This window comes from Acidovorax carolinensis, assembly GCF_002157145.1.
Classification (GTDB): Bacteria; Pseudomonadota; Gammaproteobacteria; order Burkholderiales; family Burkholderiaceae_C; genus Acidovorax; species Acidovorax carolinensis.
In genome coordinates, this window is record NZ_CP021361.1 from 1314001 (window position 1) to 1330201 (window position 16201).

At 64.1% G+C, this 16201-nt stretch carries 16 protein-coding genes and 1 pseudogene; 5 read left to right on the plus strand and 12 right to left on the minus strand.

What is annotated here, in order from left to right:
* Positions 1–7: 7 nt before the first annotated feature.
* The 3 genes from sdhD to CBP34_RS06100 all read right to left on the minus strand — a co-directional run bounded on the left by sdhD (position 8) and on the right by CBP34_RS06100 (position 1790).
* Positions 8–373 carry a succinate dehydrogenase, hydrophobic membrane anchor protein gene (sdhD, locus tag CBP34_RS06090; RefSeq protein ID WP_086911873.1) on the minus strand — a complete coding sequence of 122 codons (366 nt, stop codon included), beginning with the start codon at positions 371–373 and terminating at the stop codon, positions 8–10.
* 59 nt (positions 374–432) lie between these two features.
* Positions 433–867: a succinate dehydrogenase, cytochrome b556 subunit gene (gene sdhC, locus CBP34_RS06095; protein ID WP_086911874.1), complete on the minus strand. Its 435-nt coding sequence runs from the start codon at positions 865–867 to the stop codon at positions 433–435.
* Positions 868–1001: 134 nt separating this feature from the next.
* Positions 1002–1790, minus strand: a complete 789-nt coding sequence (locus CBP34_RS06100) for a GntR family transcriptional regulator (protein WP_086926953.1) — start codon at positions 1788–1790, stop codon at positions 1002–1004.
* A gap of 214 nt (positions 1791–2004) precedes the next feature.
* On the opposite strand from CBP34_RS06100, the gene CBP34_RS06105 reads away from it, so the two are divergent.
* The 5 genes from CBP34_RS06105 to CBP34_RS06125 all read left to right on the plus strand — a co-directional run bounded on the left by CBP34_RS06105 (position 2005) and on the right by CBP34_RS06125 (position 8416).
* Positions 2005–2991, plus strand: coding sequence for a malate dehydrogenase (locus CBP34_RS06105; RefSeq protein WP_086911876.1), 987 nt, complete (start codon positions 2005–2007; stop codon positions 2989–2991).
* Between the two features lie 13 nt (positions 2992–3004).
* A complete protein-coding gene (locus tag CBP34_RS06110; protein WP_094097573.1) occupies positions 3005–4084 on the plus strand; it encodes an HpcH/HpaI aldolase/citrate lyase family protein in 1080 nt (359 codons plus the stop codon).
* 22 nt (positions 4085–4106) lie between these two features.
* A complete protein-coding gene (locus CBP34_RS06115; RefSeq protein ID WP_086911877.1) occupies positions 4107–4697 on the plus strand; it encodes a hypothetical protein in 591 nt (196 codons plus the stop codon).
* A gap of 70 nt (positions 4698–4767) precedes the next feature.
* The gene (gene acnB, locus CBP34_RS06120; protein ID WP_094097574.1) at positions 4768–7365 is read left to right on the plus strand and encodes a bifunctional aconitate hydratase 2/2-methylisocitrate dehydratase; all 2598 of its coding nucleotides are present in this window, start codon (positions 4768–4770) and stop codon (positions 7363–7365) included.
* 189 nt (positions 7366–7554) lie between these two features.
* A protein-coding gene (locus tag CBP34_RS06125; protein WP_157896439.1) for an IS5 family transposase occupies positions 7555–8416 on the plus strand; the annotation gives its coding sequence in 2 pieces (ribosomal slippage) (positions 7555–7970 and positions 7969–8416; 864 coding nt in all).
* Positions 8417–8419: 3 nt separating this feature from the next.
* Here the strand turns inward: CBP34_RS06125 and trhP are convergent.
* The 9 genes and pseudogenes from trhP to ribBA all read right to left on the minus strand — a co-directional run bounded on the left by trhP (position 8420) and on the right by ribBA (position 16021).
* Entirely contained in the window at positions 8420–9799 is a 1380-nt protein-coding gene (gene trhP, locus CBP34_RS06130) for a prephenate-dependent tRNA uridine(34) hydroxylase TrhP (RefSeq protein WP_094097575.1), read from the minus strand.
* Between the two features lie 129 nt (positions 9800–9928).
* Positions 9929–10747, minus strand: coding sequence for a cell envelope integrity protein TolA (gene tolA, locus CBP34_RS06135; protein WP_236748526.1), 819 nt, complete (start codon positions 10745–10747; stop codon positions 9929–9931).
* Positions 10748–10938: 191 nt separating this feature from the next.
* Positions 10939–11364: an ExbD/TolR family protein gene (locus CBP34_RS06140; protein ID WP_086926957.1), complete on the minus strand. Its 426-nt coding sequence runs from the start codon at positions 11362–11364 to the stop codon at positions 10939–10941.
* Positions 11365–11378: 14 nt separating this feature from the next.
* Complete coding sequence (gene tolQ / locus CBP34_RS06145; protein WP_094097576.1) at positions 11379–12080, minus strand: protein TolQ; 702 nt, start codon at positions 12078–12080, stop codon at positions 11379–11381.
* The gene (gene ybgC / locus CBP34_RS06150) at positions 12077–12493 is read right to left on the minus strand and encodes a tol-pal system-associated acyl-CoA thioesterase (protein WP_094097577.1); all 417 of its coding nucleotides are present in this window, start codon (positions 12491–12493) and stop codon (positions 12077–12079) included. Before ybgC ends, tolQ begins: the two co-directional genes overlap by 4 nt.
* Positions 12494–12588: 95 nt before the next feature.
* Positions 12589–13773 (minus strand): pyridoxal phosphate-dependent aminotransferase, encoded by a 1185-nt coding sequence (locus CBP34_RS06155; RefSeq protein ID WP_086911884.1) that lies wholly within the window; start codon positions 13771–13773, stop codon positions 12589–12591.
* 85 nt (positions 13774–13858) lie between these two features.
* On the minus strand, positions 13859–14428 hold the full coding sequence (gene nusB, locus CBP34_RS06160) for a transcription antitermination factor NusB (RefSeq protein WP_086911885.1): 570 nt from the start codon (positions 14426–14428) through the stop codon (positions 13859–13861).
* Positions 14425–14889: a 6,7-dimethyl-8-ribityllumazine synthase gene (gene ribH, locus CBP34_RS06165; RefSeq protein WP_086911886.1), complete on the minus strand. Its 465-nt coding sequence runs from the start codon at positions 14887–14889 to the stop codon at positions 14425–14427. The genes nusB and ribH overlap by 4 nt, the downstream gene beginning before the upstream one ends.
* 11 nt (positions 14890–14900) lie before the next feature.
* Positions 14901–16021: pseudogene (gene ribBA, locus CBP34_RS06170) on the minus strand (bifunctional 3,4-dihydroxy-2-butanone-4-phosphate synthase/GTP cyclohydrolase II).
* Between the last annotated feature and the right edge of the window lie 180 nt (positions 16022–16201).

Here is a 16201-nt window from a genome sequence, read left to right on the forward strand (position 1 = left end):
GCGGGAATCAGAGACGCCACAGAACCTGGATGCCCCAGCCGGCGCAGCCGACCAGCCAGACGATGGTAAAAATCTGCAGCACCAGGCGCAGGCCCAGCGGCTTGACGTAATCCATCCAGATGTTGCGCATGCCAACCCAGACGTGCCAGGCCAGTGCAACGATCACGGCGAGCGTCAGGACCTTCATCCACTGGTTCGAAAAAATGGAGGCCCAGCGGTCATAGCCGATGGGGCCTTTGGTCAGGACCAGCTGGGCAAGCACGATCACGGTGAACAGTGCCATCAGGGCGGCGGTAACGCGCTGGCTCAGCCAGTCGCGCAGGCCATAGTGGGCACCTACGACGGTGCGCTTGTAACCGTAGTTGTCGGACATGGTGGGTTTCCTTTTAGTCATGGCGCGGCGCGCCGAACCCGGCGCCGCCGCGGGTTGAATCAGTACAGGCCGAACAGCTTGGCTGCCAGCACCAGCGTCAGTGCAACGCTGATGACCAGCGTTACCAGCGCAGACGTCTTGCCAAACTGTTTATTGACGGCCTCATGGCTCACATCCATCCACAAATGGCGCAGGCCGGCAATCAGGTGGTGCAGGTAGGCCCAGATCAGCGCGAGGGCCACGAGCTTGATGAACCAGCCGGGGGCAAAACCCAGCCCGGAATTGAAGGCGGCCTTGAAGGTGCCAAAGGAGATTTCGGAGGACACGGAGGTGTCGAACATCCAGAGCACGAACGGCAGCAGCAGGAACATGACCGCTCCGCTGGCTCGGTGCAGGATCGAAACCCAGGCAGCCGGCGTCATGCGGTAAGTGGTGAGGTCCTTGAAGGCGTTGATGTTGCGGAATTCAGGCCGTTTTTTTGCAAGCTCTGTCATGGCGGGTGCTTTCGTGGATGTAACTGCTTTGTAATTTGAAGATGCAAAGAACGCAAAATTCTATTGCAACGCAACAAGTGGGGTTTTCCATGGGTGCAATATTTTGACGTTTCTGCTCAAGTGCCAGCGTGCTGTCAGCTTAATTCGTTGTGGTAATGGTGGGTGTCGGTGCGATAAAGACCACGCCGTAACTCCATCGGAACATCGTTGTAGGTGTAGGCGATACGCTCCACGCTCAGCAGCGGTGTGCCAGCCGGGGTGTGCAACAGCTGCGCCTGCTCGCTGTCGGGCAGCACGGCACGGATTTTTTCTTCGGCCCGCACCATGCGAACGCCAAAGTCGAGTTCAAACATGGCGTAGGTCGGGCCCTGGTAGCCGGCCATCTGCTCGGCTGTCAGGCCCTTGAAGGCCTGACCCGGAAGCCAGATGTCTTCGAGAATGGTGGGCTCGCCCGCAAACGACAGGATGCGGCGCGCCTGCACCACCGGGTCGCCGCTGCGCAGCGCCAAGGCGCGCGCTACATCGGCACTGGCGCGCACGCGCCGGCATTCCAGCACGGTGCGTTGTGCTGGCCCTTCCACGCGGGCGTCGCCGGTATCGGGCAGCAGCTTCAGGAAGCGGTATTGCACATGCTGCTCGGCATGGGTGGCCACGAAAGTGCCCTTGCCCTGGCGGCGCATCACAAGATTTTCGGCTGCCAGTTCGTCAATGGCCTTGCGCACCGTGCCCTGGCTCACGCGAAACCGCGCCGCCAGTTCCATTTCGCTTGGAATGGCTTCGCCGGGCTTCCATTCGCCCTGTTGCAGGCTCTGCAGGATCAGCGCCTTGATCTGTTGGTACAGCGGGCTGAACGCCGGTGTCACTGCGCCCGCACCACCGGGGGGCGGCGCTGCTGCGTCAACGTTGAACGGAAGCGAGGACATGGCGAGGATAAGGGTGGTGCGGTTATGCGAGGCGGCCTCGCGGGCTGATAACCGGGCTCGATCATATCTTATATAAGACATAAGACAAATTGACCTTGCGCAGCAATCAGCGGTACACTCCAAGGCTGTTTTGCGGAGCACGGGCTGCTGGTAACAGGCGCTGGTGCAACGTGCACCAATACCTGTTTTTTTCCCACTTCCTGGAGTTTTCACCATGAGCAAGAAGCCCGTCCGTGTTGCCGTTACCGGCGCTGCTGGTCAAATCGGTTACGCCCTGCTGTTTCGCATCGCCTCCGGCGAAATGCTGGGCAAGGACCAGCCCGTCATCCTGCAACTGCTCGAAGTGCCCGTGGAAGGCCCGCAAAAGGCGCTCAAGGGCGTGATGATGGAACTCGATGACTGCGCTTTCCCGCTGCTCGTCGAGATGACCGCCCACAGCGACCCGATGACCGCCTTCAAGGATGCCGACTATGCCCTGCTGGTGGGTTCGCGCCCCCGCGGCCCTGGCATGGAACGCGCCGAGCTGCTGGCCGTCAACGGTGCCATCTTCACCGCACAGGGCAAGGCGCTGAACGCCGTGGCCAGCCGCGACGTGAAGGTGCTGGTGGTGGGCAACCCCGCCAACACCAACGCCTACATCGCCATGAAGAGCGCGCCAGACCTGCCACGCAAGAACTTCACCGCCATGCTGCGTCTGGACCACAACCGCGCTGCCAGCCAGATCGCTGCCAAGACCGGCAAGGCCGTGGCCGACATCGAGAAGCTGACCGTCTGGGGCAACCACTCGCCCACCATGTACGCCGACTACCGCTTCGCCACCATCAAGGGCGAGAGCGTGGCCAAGATGATCAACGACCAGGAATGGAACGCCAACGTGTTCCTGCCCACCGTGGGCAAGCGTGGCGCGGCCATCATCGAGGCACGCGGCCTGTCGTCGGCTGCCTCGGCTGCCAACGCCGCCATCGATCACATGCGCGACTGGGCCCTGGGCACCAACGGCAAGTGGGTCACCATGGGCATTCCGTCGGACGGCCAGTACGGCATTCCCAAGGACACGATGTTCGGTTTCCCCGTCACCTGTGAAAACGGCGAATACAAGATCGTTGAAGGTCTGGAAATCGACGCGTTCTCGCAAGAGCGCATCAACATCACGCTGGCCGAACTGCAAGGCGAGCAAGACGGCGTCAAGCACCTGCTCTGACACCATGAGCGTTATGCGCCGCGCAGACCCACCCCCAGGCATTGCCTCCCTTCCCCAGGGCGGCGCAGCCGGTGGCGTGATCAGCGCGGGCGGGCGTGCCCATCCGCGCGATGTGCTGCTGGGCGCACAGGCGGCTTCCGCCACCTTGCCGGTGTGCGATCACTACAGTGGGGCTCCGGCGCGCATGCTCAAGAGCCTGCAATTGCAGGCCCAGATGACCGAGGAGTTCGGCGCCTGCGTCTTCGACGTGACGCTGGACTGCGAAGATGGGGCGCCGGTGGGTGACGAAGCAGCGCACGCGGCCCTGGTGGCCACGCTGGCGCGCGATGCCGCTCCGGCTGCGCGCGTGGGTGCACGGGTGCACCCCGTGGACCACCCCGCATTTGCCAATGATGTGGCCACCATCGCCGGTGAGGCCGGTCATCGGCTCACCCACATCATGCTGCCCAAGGTCGAGTCGGTGGATGACGTCTTGCGGGCGGAAAAAGCCCTGCAGCGCGCATCGGCCGGCCACTTGCCCTTGCAGGTGCTGATTGAATCTCCGGCTGCGGTGCACCGCGCTTTCGAGATCGCTGCGCACCCGCTGGTGCAAAGCCTGAGCTTCGGGCTGATGGATTTCGTGTCGGCCCATGGCGGCGCCATTCCCGCATCGGCCATGACCTCGGCGGGGCAATTCACGCATCCGCTGGTGGTGCGTGCCAAGCTGGAAATCGCCTCGGCCTGCCATGCCCATGGCAAGGTGCCATCGCACTGCGTGGTGACCGAATTCAGCGACATGGCGGCCATGCAGGCCGCAGCCAGCCGCGCTGCGCGCGAGTTTGGCTACACGCGCATGTGGAGCATCCATCCGGCGCAGATCCGACCCATCCTCGAGGCCTTCGCGCCCACGCAGGATGACATTGAAGTTGCATCAAAAATAATAGCTGCTGCCGCAGACGCTGATTGGGCTCCGATCAGTTTTGAAGGCACATTGCATGACCGTGCCAGTTTCCGTTACTACTGGCAGGTTCTGGAACGTGCACACAGCACCGGGCGCACCTTGCCCCCGGCCGTGTGTTCGTGGTTTGCTCCGTCCGTTCCCCTCTGTCCCTGAACATTTACCTGCAGGACCCCTGATGAAAACCTTTATCGCTTCTGCCCTGATGCTGCTGGCGCCCGCCTTCGTGATGGCCCAGACACCCGCCCAGCCTGCAGCCAAGCCCGCTGCCAAGGCAACCGCCAACGCAACCACCAAGGCCCCGGCCAAAGCCAAGACCGCCAAGGCAGAGCCCCCAAGCAGCCGCACCCAGCTCAGGTCCGCCACCGGCCAGGTGGCCGCGGGCATCATGGCCGCCGAAGCCGCCCTGTCGCCTGCCGAGCTGGCCATTGCCGAACGCGTGCATGTAGGCCGCATCGCCTGCGAGCTCGGTGCCTACGTCACCCTGAAGGCCGACCCCGCCTCCCCCGGCCACTTCGATGTGGAAGGCAAGGGCTTCAAGTACCGCATGGCACCTGTCGCAACCTCCACCGGCGCAGTGCGCCTGGAAGACCAGAAGGGCGGCGCTGTCTGGTTGCAGATTGCCAACAAGTCCATGCTCATGGACCAAAAGCGCGGCCAGCGCCTGGCCGATGAATGCATGAGCCCCGAGCAGAACCTGGTTGCCGAGTCTCTCAAGAAGAACCCGCCCCCCAGCGTGTTCGAACCCTTGCCCGTCGCCAAGAAATAACGATTGCGGTGCGAACGGCCTGCGGCGCGCACCCATCCCACTTTAGTTAGAACGCAACCGGAGAAAATTGATGTTGAAAGCCTACCGTGACCATGTGGCCGAACGCGCCGCATTGGGCATTCCGCCACTGCCTTTGAGCGCCAAGCAGACCAGCGAACTGATCGAGTTGCTGAAGAACCCGCCCGCTGGCGAGGAAGCAACCCTGCTCGACCTGATCACGCACCGCGTGCCCGCCGGCGTGGACGATGCCGCCAAGGTCAAGGCAAGCTATCTGGCCGCCGTGGCCCATGGCACGGAAGTGTGCAGCCTCATTGGCCGCGAGAAGGCCACGCAACTGCTGGGCACCATGCTGGGCGGCTACAACCTCACGCCGCTGATCGACCTGCTCGACGACGCTGCCGTGGCGTCCGTGGCGGCCGAGGGCCTGAAGAAGACCCTGCTGATGTTCGACCAGTTCCATGACGTCAAGGAAAAGGCCGACAAGGGCAACACCTTCGCCAAGGCCGTTCTGCAAAGCTGGGCCGATGCCGAGTGGTTCACCAGCCGCCCTGAAGTGCCCCAGAGCATCAAGCTCACGGTGCTCAAGGTCACCGGCGAAACCAACACCGACGACCTGTCGCCCGCGCCCGACGCCTGGAGCCGCCCCGACATTCCTCTGCATGCCCTGGCCATGCTCAAGAACAAGCGCGACGGCATCACCCCTGAAGAAGACGGCAAGCGCGGCCCGGTGAAGTTCATCGAAGACCTGCGCGCCAAGGGCAACCTCGTGGCCTACGTGGGCGACGTGGTGGGCACGGGTTCGAGCCGCAAGTCTGCCACCAACAGCGTGTTGTGGTTCACTGGCGAAGACATTCCCTTCGTGCCCAACAAGCGTTTTGGTGGCGTGTGCCTGGGCAGCAAGATCGCTCCCATCTTCTACAACACCATGGAAGACGCGGGCGCGCTGCCCATTGAGCTCGACGTGAGCCAGATGCACATGGGCGACGAGATCGAGCTGCTGCCCTACGCCGGCAAGGCGCTCAAGGACGGCCAGGTCATCGCTGAATTCGAAGTCAAGAGCGAAGTGCTGTTCGACGAAGTGCGCGCCGGCGGCCGCATTCCGCTGATCATCGGCCGCGGCCTGACCACCAAGGCCCGCGAAGCCCTGGGCCTGGCGCCTTCCACGCTGTTCCGCCTGCCGCAAGTGCCTGCTGCCACCGGCAAGGGCTTCACGCTGGCGCAGAAGATGGTCGGCCGCGCCTGCGGCCTGCCCGAAAAGGACGGCAACCAGCTGGGCGTGCTGCCCGGCACCTATTGCGAACCCCGCATGACCTCGGTGGGCTCGCAAGACACCACCGGCCCCATGACGCGCGACGAACTCAAGGACCTGGCCTGCCTGGGCTTCAGCTCCGACCTCGTCATGCAGTCGTTCTGCCACACGGCCGCTTATCCCAAGCCCGTGGACGTGAAGATGCACCACGAGCTGCCCGAGTTCATCAGCAACCGCGGTGGCATCTCGCTCAAGCCCGGTGACGGCATCATCCACAGCTGGCTCAACCGCATGCTGCTGCCCGATACCGTGGGTACAGGTGGCGATTCGCACACCCGTTTCCCCATCGGCATCAGCTTCCCCGCAGGTTCGGGCCTGGTGGCCTTCGCTGCGGCCACGGGCGTGATGCCGCTGGATATGCCCGAATCGGTGCTGGTGCGCTTCAAGGGCCAGATGCAGCCCGGCGTGACGCTGCGCGACCTGGTGCACGCGATTCCGCTGTATGCCATCAAGGCCGGCTTGCTGACGGTGGAAAAGCAGGGCAAGAAGAACATCTTCTCGGGCCGCATTCTGGAAATTGAAGGTCTGCCCGACATGAAGGTCGAGCAGGCATTCGAGCTGTCTGACGCCTCGGCCGAACGCTCTGCCGCCGGCTGCACCGTGCGCCTGAACAAGGAGCCGATCATCGAGTACATCAACTCGAACATCGTGCTGCTCAAGAACATGATCGCCCAGGGCTACGCCGACGCGCGCACCATTGGCCGCCGTATTCAGGCCATGGAAGCCTGGCTGGCCAAACCCGAGCTGCTGGCACCCGATGCCGACGCCGAATACGCCGCCGTGATCGAGATCGACCTGGCCGAGATCACCGAGCCCATCGTCTGCTGCCCCAACGACCCCGATGACGCCAAGACGCTGTCGGACGTGGCCGGCGCCAAGATCGACGAAGTGTTCATCGGCTCGTGCATGACCAACATCGGGCACTTCCGCGCCGCTTCCAAGCTGCTTGAAGGCAAGAAGGACATCCCGGTCAAGCTGTGGATGGCCCCGCCCACCAAGATGGATGCGCACCAGCTCACCGAAGAAGGCCACTACGGCGTGTTCGGCGCAGCCGGTGCCCGCATGGAAATGCCGGGCTGTTCGCTGTGCATGGGCAACCAGGCACAGGTGAAGGAAGGCGCTACCGTGATGTCCACCAGCACGCGCAACTTCCCCAACCGCCTGGGCAAGAACACCAACGTGTACCTGGGTTCTGCCGAGCTGTCGGCCATCGCCTCCAAGCTGGGCCGCATCCCCACCAAGGCCGAATACCTGGCCGACATGGGCGTGCTCAGCGCCAATGGCGACAAGATCTACAAGTACATGAACTTTGACCAGATCGCCGAGTACAAGGACGTGGCCGACGGCGTAGCCGCCTGAACGAATCACGCCCCTTGCGGCTGAAATAAAGGCCCGGTGCTCGCAAGAGCATCGGGCCTTTTGCTATTAATTTAGTAGCTCTTAGCGCTTGCTGTATGTGCGCTAGAGGCTGATTTCGTCTAAGAACTTATCCGTAAATAGATAAAATATCATTCCGAGCTGCAGCGAACGCGGCGTCGGAGTGATACGTTGAGCAAACGAGTTGATTCGTGGGTGGTAACGGATGAGTTCTGGCAGCGTGTGGAACCACTGGTCCCTCAACGCGCACAGGTCCCGGGCAAACAGTACGTTCGCAAGCCTGGAGCAGGTCGGCCGGCAAAGCCAGCACGCCAGGTGTTCGAGGCCATCGTGTTTGTGTTGCGGACAGGCTGCCAGTGGAAGGCACTGCCTGCTGAGCGCTTTGGTAGCGCCAGCGCCATTCACAAACGCTTTCTTGAATGGGAGAAGGCGGGCTTCTTTGAAGCAGTCTGGAAAGCTGGCTTGGCGGAATACGACGAGATGCAGGGTATCGCGTGGCGATGGCAAAGCGTCGATGGCGCGATGATGAAGGCACCATTGGCACAAGAAGCTGTCGGCCCGAACCCGACGGACCGGGGGAAAAAAGGGAAGCAAACGCCATCTGCTGGTGGACGGCCGTGGCGTCCCGTTGTCGCTCGTCGTGAGCGGGGCCAATGTCCATGACTGCAAGAGGCTTGATGCGGTGCTCAGTGCAATTGTTATCAAGCACCAGGCCCCATCCCACAGACGAAACAAACATTTGTGCGCCGACGCGGGCTACCGAGGCGCAGAGCATCTTCGCGCGATAGAAGGTCATGGCTACATCCCTCACGTTGTCAGTCGCCGCAAGGAGACCGAGATCAAGCGGCGCAACCCCAAGCACAAGGCCAGGCTCTGGGTTGTTGAGGTGTGCCACAGCTGGTTCAACCGCTTTCGCAAATTGCTTGTGCGCTACGAGAAGCTCGAGCGCAGCTTCCTCGCGCTCAACCATCTCGCTGCGGCCATCATCGCGTTTCGCAAGGTGCCGTTGAACGTCAACATAATTTACGGATAAGTTCTAAATTTTTTCGGTTTCAAATACCCGCGCCAGCAATGCGCCTTCGGCCGGCCCTGCCAGCGGAATGCGCACGCGCAGCGGGCTGCCTGCCGCTACCTGCAGCGGTGCACCGTCCAGGCCCAGCATCTGCTCCAGCCGCAGCGTGCGGTTGCCGCTGGGGTGAATGATTTCCAGCATGTCGCCCACGGCAAAGCGGTTTTTTGTTTCTACTTCGGCCCAGCCGTCCTGCACGGCCTTGACTTCGCCCACGAACTGGCTGCGCTGGTTTTCAGAGCTGCCGGTTTCGTAGTTCTGGTAGTCGTTGGCGGGGCGGCGCTCCAGAAAACCGGTTGTGTAGCCCCGGTTGGACAGGCCTTCGAGTTCGGTGATGAGTGCTGGGTTGAAGGGGCGACCGGCCACAGCGTCGTCGATGGCGCGGCGGTAGACCTGCGCCGTACGCGAAACGTAGTACTGGCTCTTGGTGCGGCCCTCGATCTTGAGCGAATCGACGCCGATTTCCACCAGACGCTGCACATGCTCGACGGCGCGCAGGTCCTTGCTGTTCATGATGTAGGTGCCGTGCTCGTCCTCCATGATGGGCATGAGCTGGCCGGGGCGCTCTTTTTCTTCCAGCAGATAGACCTGGTCGGCCAGCGGGTGGCGCGCGCCACCACCGCAGGCCGCAAAGGCGGCGTGGTCCTCTTCCTGGGCCTTGGCAAAGTCGAAATCGCCGTCCATGCGCACGGCCATGGCCTCGCCGGTGTTCGGGTCCACCGTTGCGGGTTGCGTGGCGTAGTTCCAGCGGCAGGCATTGGTGCAGGTGCCCTGGTTGCTGTCGCGCCGGTTGAAGTAGCCCGAGAGCAGGCAGCGGCCCGAATAGGCGATGCACAGCGCGCCGTGCACGAACACTTCCAGCTCCATGTCGGGGCATTCCTGGCGGATCTTGGCGATCTCGTCCAGGCTCAGTTCGCGCGAGAGGATGATGCGCGTCACGCCCACCTTCTGCCAGAACTTCACGGCTGCGTAGTTGACGGTGTTGGCCTGCACCGAGAGGTGGATGGCCACCTCGGGCCACTTCTCGCGCACCATCATGATCAGGCCGGGGTCGGCCATGATGAGGGCGTCCGGGCGCATGGCGATGATGGGCTCGATGTCGCGCAGGTAGGTGCGCACCTTGTCGTTGTGCGGCAGCAGGTTGCTGGTCAGAAAGAATTTTTTGCCGCGCGCATGGGCTTCGCGGATGCCTTGCTCGATCTGTTCCTGGCGGAATTCGTTGTTGCGGGCGCGCAGGGAGTAGCGTGGCTGGCCGGCATAGACAGCGTCGGCGCCAAAGTCGTAGGCCGCGCGCATCTTGTCGAGCGAGCCGGCGGGCAGCAGCAGTTCGGGGCTTTTCAGGGTCATGGTTGATTGTGGCCGGGGGGCAAAGAAACCGCTCTGCGCTACCTCAGTAAACCGGCAGGTTGAGGCGCCGTCGCTGCCCTCGTCGCTGTAGCGATTCGAAGCGGGGCGCTTCGCTCCATGGCGATATTTTCAGTCCTGCGGGCGAAAGCCGATTTCCAGCGCGGGCGGAACGCGACCGTCCACGTCGCGGGGCAGCGACTCGGTCTTGTCCAGCGCGCGCAGCACGGCGTCGTCCCAGGCCTTGTTGCCGCTTGACTGGATCAGCTTGGTGCCAACGATCGTGCCATCAGGCGCAGCGCGCACCTGTACCACCGCGCGCGGATTGCCGGCGATGGCATCGGGGTACACGATGTTGGGTCGGACCTTGGCTGCCACCTTGCCGCCATAGCTGCCCGAAGGGCCGGAGCTCTGCTTGGCGGTACCCGAGGCGGTTTCGCCGCCCGTGGCACCGGCCAGGCCTTGCATGCGGCGCAGGTTCTCCTGGCGCCTGGCTTCCGCGGCCTTGGCCTCGGCCTTGTCGAGGGCGTCCTGCTTGCGTTTGTCTTCCTGCGCCTGGCGTTTTTTGTCCTCGGCCTGCTGCTTTTGCTTTTCCAGTTTTTCCAGGCGTTCTTTCTCGCGCTCGGCTTTTTGCTGTTCGGCCTTTTCCTTTTGCAGGCGTTCTTTCTTTTCCTGCTCCAGGCGCTCGCGGCGCTCTTCTTCCTTGCGTTCACGCTCCCGTTTCTCGCGTTCGAGCTGCTGCTGGCGCTCTTTCTTTTCTTTTTCCAGGCGCTTTTTCTCGCGCTCGATGGCGATGTCGGCTTCGCGGGTGTCCGGCTCTGCCTGCCGAGGGGGGGGAGGTGGGGGTGGTGGCGGGGCAGGGGTGGGTTTGGGCGGCTCGGGCTCGGGCTCGGGTGTGGGGGCGGGGGGCTCCACCGCCCGGGGGCCGCCTGTTGCGGAACGGCCGACCACAGCTCGGCCTCGACGGCCGGCATGTCGGCGCTGGTCTTCCAGTTCACGCCCCAGGTCAGGGCGCCAATCAGGATCGCGTGCGCCAGTACGGCCAGCGCAATGGCGCGCAGGCGGGCCGGCGGGCGGGGCGGGGCAAACTGGTCGCGATCGTCGTGGGCGTGCATGCGATTAGGGTAGGGGCGGGTCGGCGCTCAGCCACCGCTCTTGACGGCCAGTGCGACGCGGGCCACACCGGCCTGTTGCAGGGCCGACATGGCTTTCATGACCGATTCGTAAGAGACGTTCTTGTCGGCGCTGATGAGCACCGGCGTGTCTTCTGGCTGGTCCTTGAGCCAGTTTTTGGCCGTGGCGCCCAGGCTCTGCAGCGGCACCGGGCGCTCGTTGCCGTCGGCCTTGAAGCGTACGCTGCCGTCCTTTTCCACGATCACGTCGGCACGGGTCTTGGGCACCTTGGCCCCTTTGCCAACGGAGGGCACATTGACCGAACTGGGCGTGAGCATGGGCGCCGTCACCATGAAGATGATGAGCAGCACCAACATCACGTCGATGAAGGGCACCATGTTGATTTCGTTCATGGAACGGCGGCGGCTGCCGGTGCGCGAGGCCATTGCGGGCATGTCGGTTTCCCGGTTCAGTGGCCCGACGGCGAGCCGGGGTGGGCGCCCAGGTTGCGCTGCAGGATGTTGGTGAACTCTTCGATGAAGGTTTCCTGGTGGTTGGCCACGCGGTCAATGTCGCGCGCAAAACGGTTGTAGGCGATCACGGCCGGGATGGCGGCGAACAGGCCGAGGGCGGTGGCCACCAGGGCCTCGGCGATGCCGGGCGCCACGGTGGCCAGCGTGACCTGCTCCATGCCGGCAAAGCCCGTGAAGGCGTGCATGATGCCCCACACCGTGCCAAACAGGCCCACGTAAGGGCTCACCGAGGCCACCGAGCCCAAAAAGGAAAGGCTGGATTCGACCACGTCCATCTCGCGCTGAAAGCTGGCGCGCATGGCGCGGCGGGCGCCGTCGAGCAGCGTGCCGGGGTCGGTGATGCGGCGTTCGCGCAGCTTCTGGTGCTCGCGCATGCCGCTGGCGAAGATGCGCTCCATGGGGCCGGCGTTCTTGGCGTTCTGCGCGGCGCTGGCATACAGATCATTGAGGCTGGTGCCCGACCAGAAGTCGCGCTCGAAATCATCATTCAGAGCTTTCACCCGCTTCAAGGCAAACAGCTTGCGAAAGATGGCCGCCCAGCTGGCGACGGACACGCCCAGCAGCAGCAGCATGACGAGTTGCACCACCCAGCTGGCGTGCAGCACCAGGGAGACGATGGACATGTCTTGGGAATTCATGAAAGTTGTTCCAGAAGGGTGCTCGGGATTCTTGCGGGGCGCATGCTGGCGGCGTCCACCCAGCCGATGCGGATGGTGCCTTCGCTCAGCACAATGCGCGGTTGATCGGTCAATTGCTCATTATTTAATAGCGACTGCTGCACGATTGTCAAGGACGCGCGGCCTGCTTCCTGCAAATGGGCGGTAACAATGAGTTCATCGTCCAAGCGGGCCGGGCGCAGGTAGCGCAGGCGGGCATCGGTTACGACGAACATTCCGCCCGTTTGTTCCCGCAAGCCGTGCTGGCCAATGCCCAGCGAGCGCAGCCACTCGGTGCGCGCGCGCTCAAAGAACTTCAGGTAGTTGGCATAAAACACGATGCCGCCGGCATCGGTGTCTTCCCAGTAAATACGGATCGGGAACTCGAAGGGCATGGTTCAGCGTCCGCACGGCCGCCCGAAGGGCGCTGAGCGCCCCTTTGGGGGCAGCGATACATGCAACGATGAGCGTGGGGGGCGTTCATTTCACTTCAGCCCAGCAGGGCGCGCAGGCGCGCTACGGATTCCTGCAGCTGCGCCATCGAATTGGCGGTGGAGAAGCGCACGAAGCGCTGCGGATCAAAGGTGCCGAAGTCGCGCCCCGGCGTCACCGCCAGATGGGCGCGGCGCATCACCTCGTAGGCAAAGTCCCAGCTGCCCTGCACGCCGAGCTTTTCGCACGCACTGGTGCAATCGGCCCAGGCATAAAAGGCGCCGTCGGGCATCACGGGCACCGCCAGGCCCAGGGCCTGCAGTTCGGGGATGAAGTAGTCGCGCCGGGCCTTGAACTCGGCGCGTCGGCGTTCGTATTCAGCGATGCTCTCGGCCTCGAAGCAGGCCATGGCCGCCAGTTGCGACACGGTGCTGGCGCAGATGAACAGGTTTTGCGCGAGGCGTTCGACCACGGGCACCATGGCATCGGGCACCACCATCCAGCCCAGGCGCCAGCCCGTCATGTTGAAGTATTTGCTGAAGCTGTTGATGCTGATGACGTTGTCGTCGATGGCCAGGGCCGTCTGGCCGAAAGCATCGTCGTACGAAAGGCCCAGATAGATCTCGTCGATCATCGTCACGCCGCCCCGCTCCTGCACCACGCCGTGGATGCGGCGCAGTTCTTCGGGCGCGATCGAGGTGCCCGTGGGGTTGGAGGGCGAGGCCAGCAAAACGCCGCGTGTCTTGCTGTTCCAGGCCGCCTGCACCTTGTCGGCGCTCAGCTGGTAGCGCTCGGCGGCGGTGGTGGGGATCAGCACCGCGTTGCCTTCGGCGGCGCTGACAAAATGCCGGTTGCACGGGTAGCTGGGGTCGGGCATCAGCACCTCGTCGCCCGCCTCGATCAGCGCCAGGCAAGCCAGGTGCAGCGCCGCCGAGGCGCCCGCAGTGACCACGATGCGGCGTGCGGGCACGTTGACGCCAAAGCGCTGCTGGTACCAGCCGCTGATGCGCTCGCGCAGGGGCTCGTAGCCCAGCGACTGCGTGTATTGGGTGGCGCCATCGTGCACGGCGCGTGCGGCGGCCTCTTGCACCAGCGGGGGTGCCGTGAAATCGGGCTCGCCAATGTTCAGGAAGATCATGGGCTGGCTGCTGCCGGCCACCTCGCGGGCCATGGCCTGCGCGGCCTTGGCGACTTCCATGACATAAAACGGATCAATGCGCTCGGCGCGCCGGGAAAACTTCATGGGGCGGGATCCTGCCCGCGCGGGGCGGGGGGTGGCGAAAAAGGCAGGCCGCAGGGCGGCCTGTAACGCTGGTTCAAGCGCCGGTTCAGGCGCCAGCGTCGGTGCTGGCGGGTGCGGCGGGGGGCGCTGCGCCCTTGTCCGCTGCCACTTCGGCTGCGCGCAGGAGGGGCGCCAGGCCGTTGAGCACGGCGTTCACATACTTGTGGCCATCGGTGCCGCCAAATTCCTTGGCCAGCTCGATGCACTCGTTGAGCACCACGCGCCAGGGCACATCCAGGCAGTGCTGAAACTCGTACACGCCGATCCACATGGTGGCGTGTTCGATGGGCGAGATCTCGGCCATCTTGCGGTCGAGCAGCGGCGTGATCAGGGCATCGAGCTCGGCGGCCGCGTTGATGCAGCCGTGCAGCACGGCGTTGTAGTGCGCGGCGTCGGCCTTGTGAAAGCCGGCCAGATCGCGCGTGAACGAATCAATGGCCGTGGCCTCGTTGCGGCCCACGATGTGCTGATACAGCGCCTGCAGCACAAACTCGCGGGCGCGGCTGCGGTTGGATTTGGAGGCCGCCTTGCGCACGCCGTTGCTCTTGAGCCCGGTGCGGGCCTGCTTGGGGGGGCGTGCAGGCGTGGACGCGGCGGGCGTGGTGGGATCGGTCATGACAATGCTTCCAGCAGGTTGGCCATTTCCACCGCCACGTAGGCGGCATCGCGACCCTTTTCAGTCTGGCGCGCAATGGCCTGATCCAGGTTCTCGGTGGTCAGGATGGCGTTGGCCACGGGCACCTGGTAGTCGAGCGCGATGCGCGAGACGGCCGCGCCCGATTCGTTGGCCACCAGCTCGAAGTGGTAGGTCTCGCCACGGATGATGCAGCCCAGCGCGATCAGTGCGTCGAACTCGTCGCGCTCGGCCAGGGCCTGCAGCGCCACGGGCACTTCGAGGGCGCCGGGCACCAGCACGTGGGTGATGTGCTTTTCCTGCACGCCCAGGTCGAGCAGTGCAGCGCGGCAGGCCGTGGCCAGTGCGTTGGTGACGCTTTCGTTGAAGCGGGCCTGCACGATGCCGATGTGCAGTTTCTTGCCGTCGAGCCGGTCTGCTGTTCCTTTTTCTGCGCCAAACATGGTCGTTCCTTTTATTCTTTGGGGATGTAGCCGGTGATTTCGAGTCCGTAGCCCGCCATGCTGGGCATGCGGCGGGGCTGGCCCATGAGCTGCATCTTGGCAACGCCCACTTCGCGCAGGATCTGCGCGCCCACGCCGTAGGTGCGCAGGTCCATGCGGCCGCGCTCGGGGGCCTGTGCGGCACGCGCCGTGCCTTCGAATTGCTCCAGCAACTGCGCGGCGCTCTCGCCGCAGTTGAGCAGCACGGCCACGCCCTGGCCCTGGGTGGCGATGTAGTGCAGGCTGGTGTCCAGGCCCACGAGTGCATGGACCGGTTGACTTCGAGTGCGTCGAGCACCGACAGCGGTTCGTGCACGCGCACGGGCACCACGTCGTCGGCGCTCCATTGCCCCTTGACCAAGGCCAGGTGCACCGCGCCGCTGGGCTTGTCGCGGAAGGCGTGGGTGGTGAACTCGCCGTAGGCCGTTTGCAGTGTGCGCGTGCCCACCTTCTCGACCAGCGATTCGTTGCGGATGCGGTGCTCGATCAGGTCGGCGATGGTGCCGATCTTGATGCCGTGCTCGGCGGCGAATACCTGCAGGTCCGGCAGGCGCGCCATGGTGCCGTCGTCTTTCATGATCTCGCAGATCACAGCGGAGGGGCTGCAGCCGGCCATGGCGGAGAGGTCGCAGCCGGCCTCGGTGTGGCCCGCGCGCATGAGCACGCCGCCGTCCACCGCCTGCAGCGGGAAGATGTGGCCGGGTTGCACCAGATCGCTGGCCTGGCTGCTCTTGGCCACGGCCACCTGGATGGTGCGCGCGCGGTCGGCGGCCGAGATACCGGTGGTCACGCCCTCGGCGGCCTCGATGGAGACCGTGAAGGCCGTGCTGTACACGGTGCCGTTGCGCGTGGCCATGGGCGGCAGCTTGAGGTGTTCGCAGCGTTCGCGCGTGAGCGTCAGGCAGATCAGGCCGCGGCCAAAGCGCGCCATGAAGTTGATGGCCTCTGGCGTGACATGGTCGGCTGCCAGCACCAGGTCGCCTTCGTTTTCACGGTCTTCTTCGTCCACCAGGATGACCATGCGCCCGGCGCGCATCTCGGCCACGATGTCTTGCACCGGCGAGATGGGCGCGGGGGTGAGGGGGATGTTCATGGGAGGGCTTTCGTTGGGGGCCGCAGTGAACGGTCGGGCGGCAGCGCAGGTTCCCGAGGCCAGACGGCTGTGCAGGCCTGCAAGGCCCGCCCCAAAGAACATGCGATGCGGCGCGGCCGCACGGTGCAGAGATCGGCGCGGTGCGCAGAACTCCAAAGCAACTGATTTTAGTTCAGACCG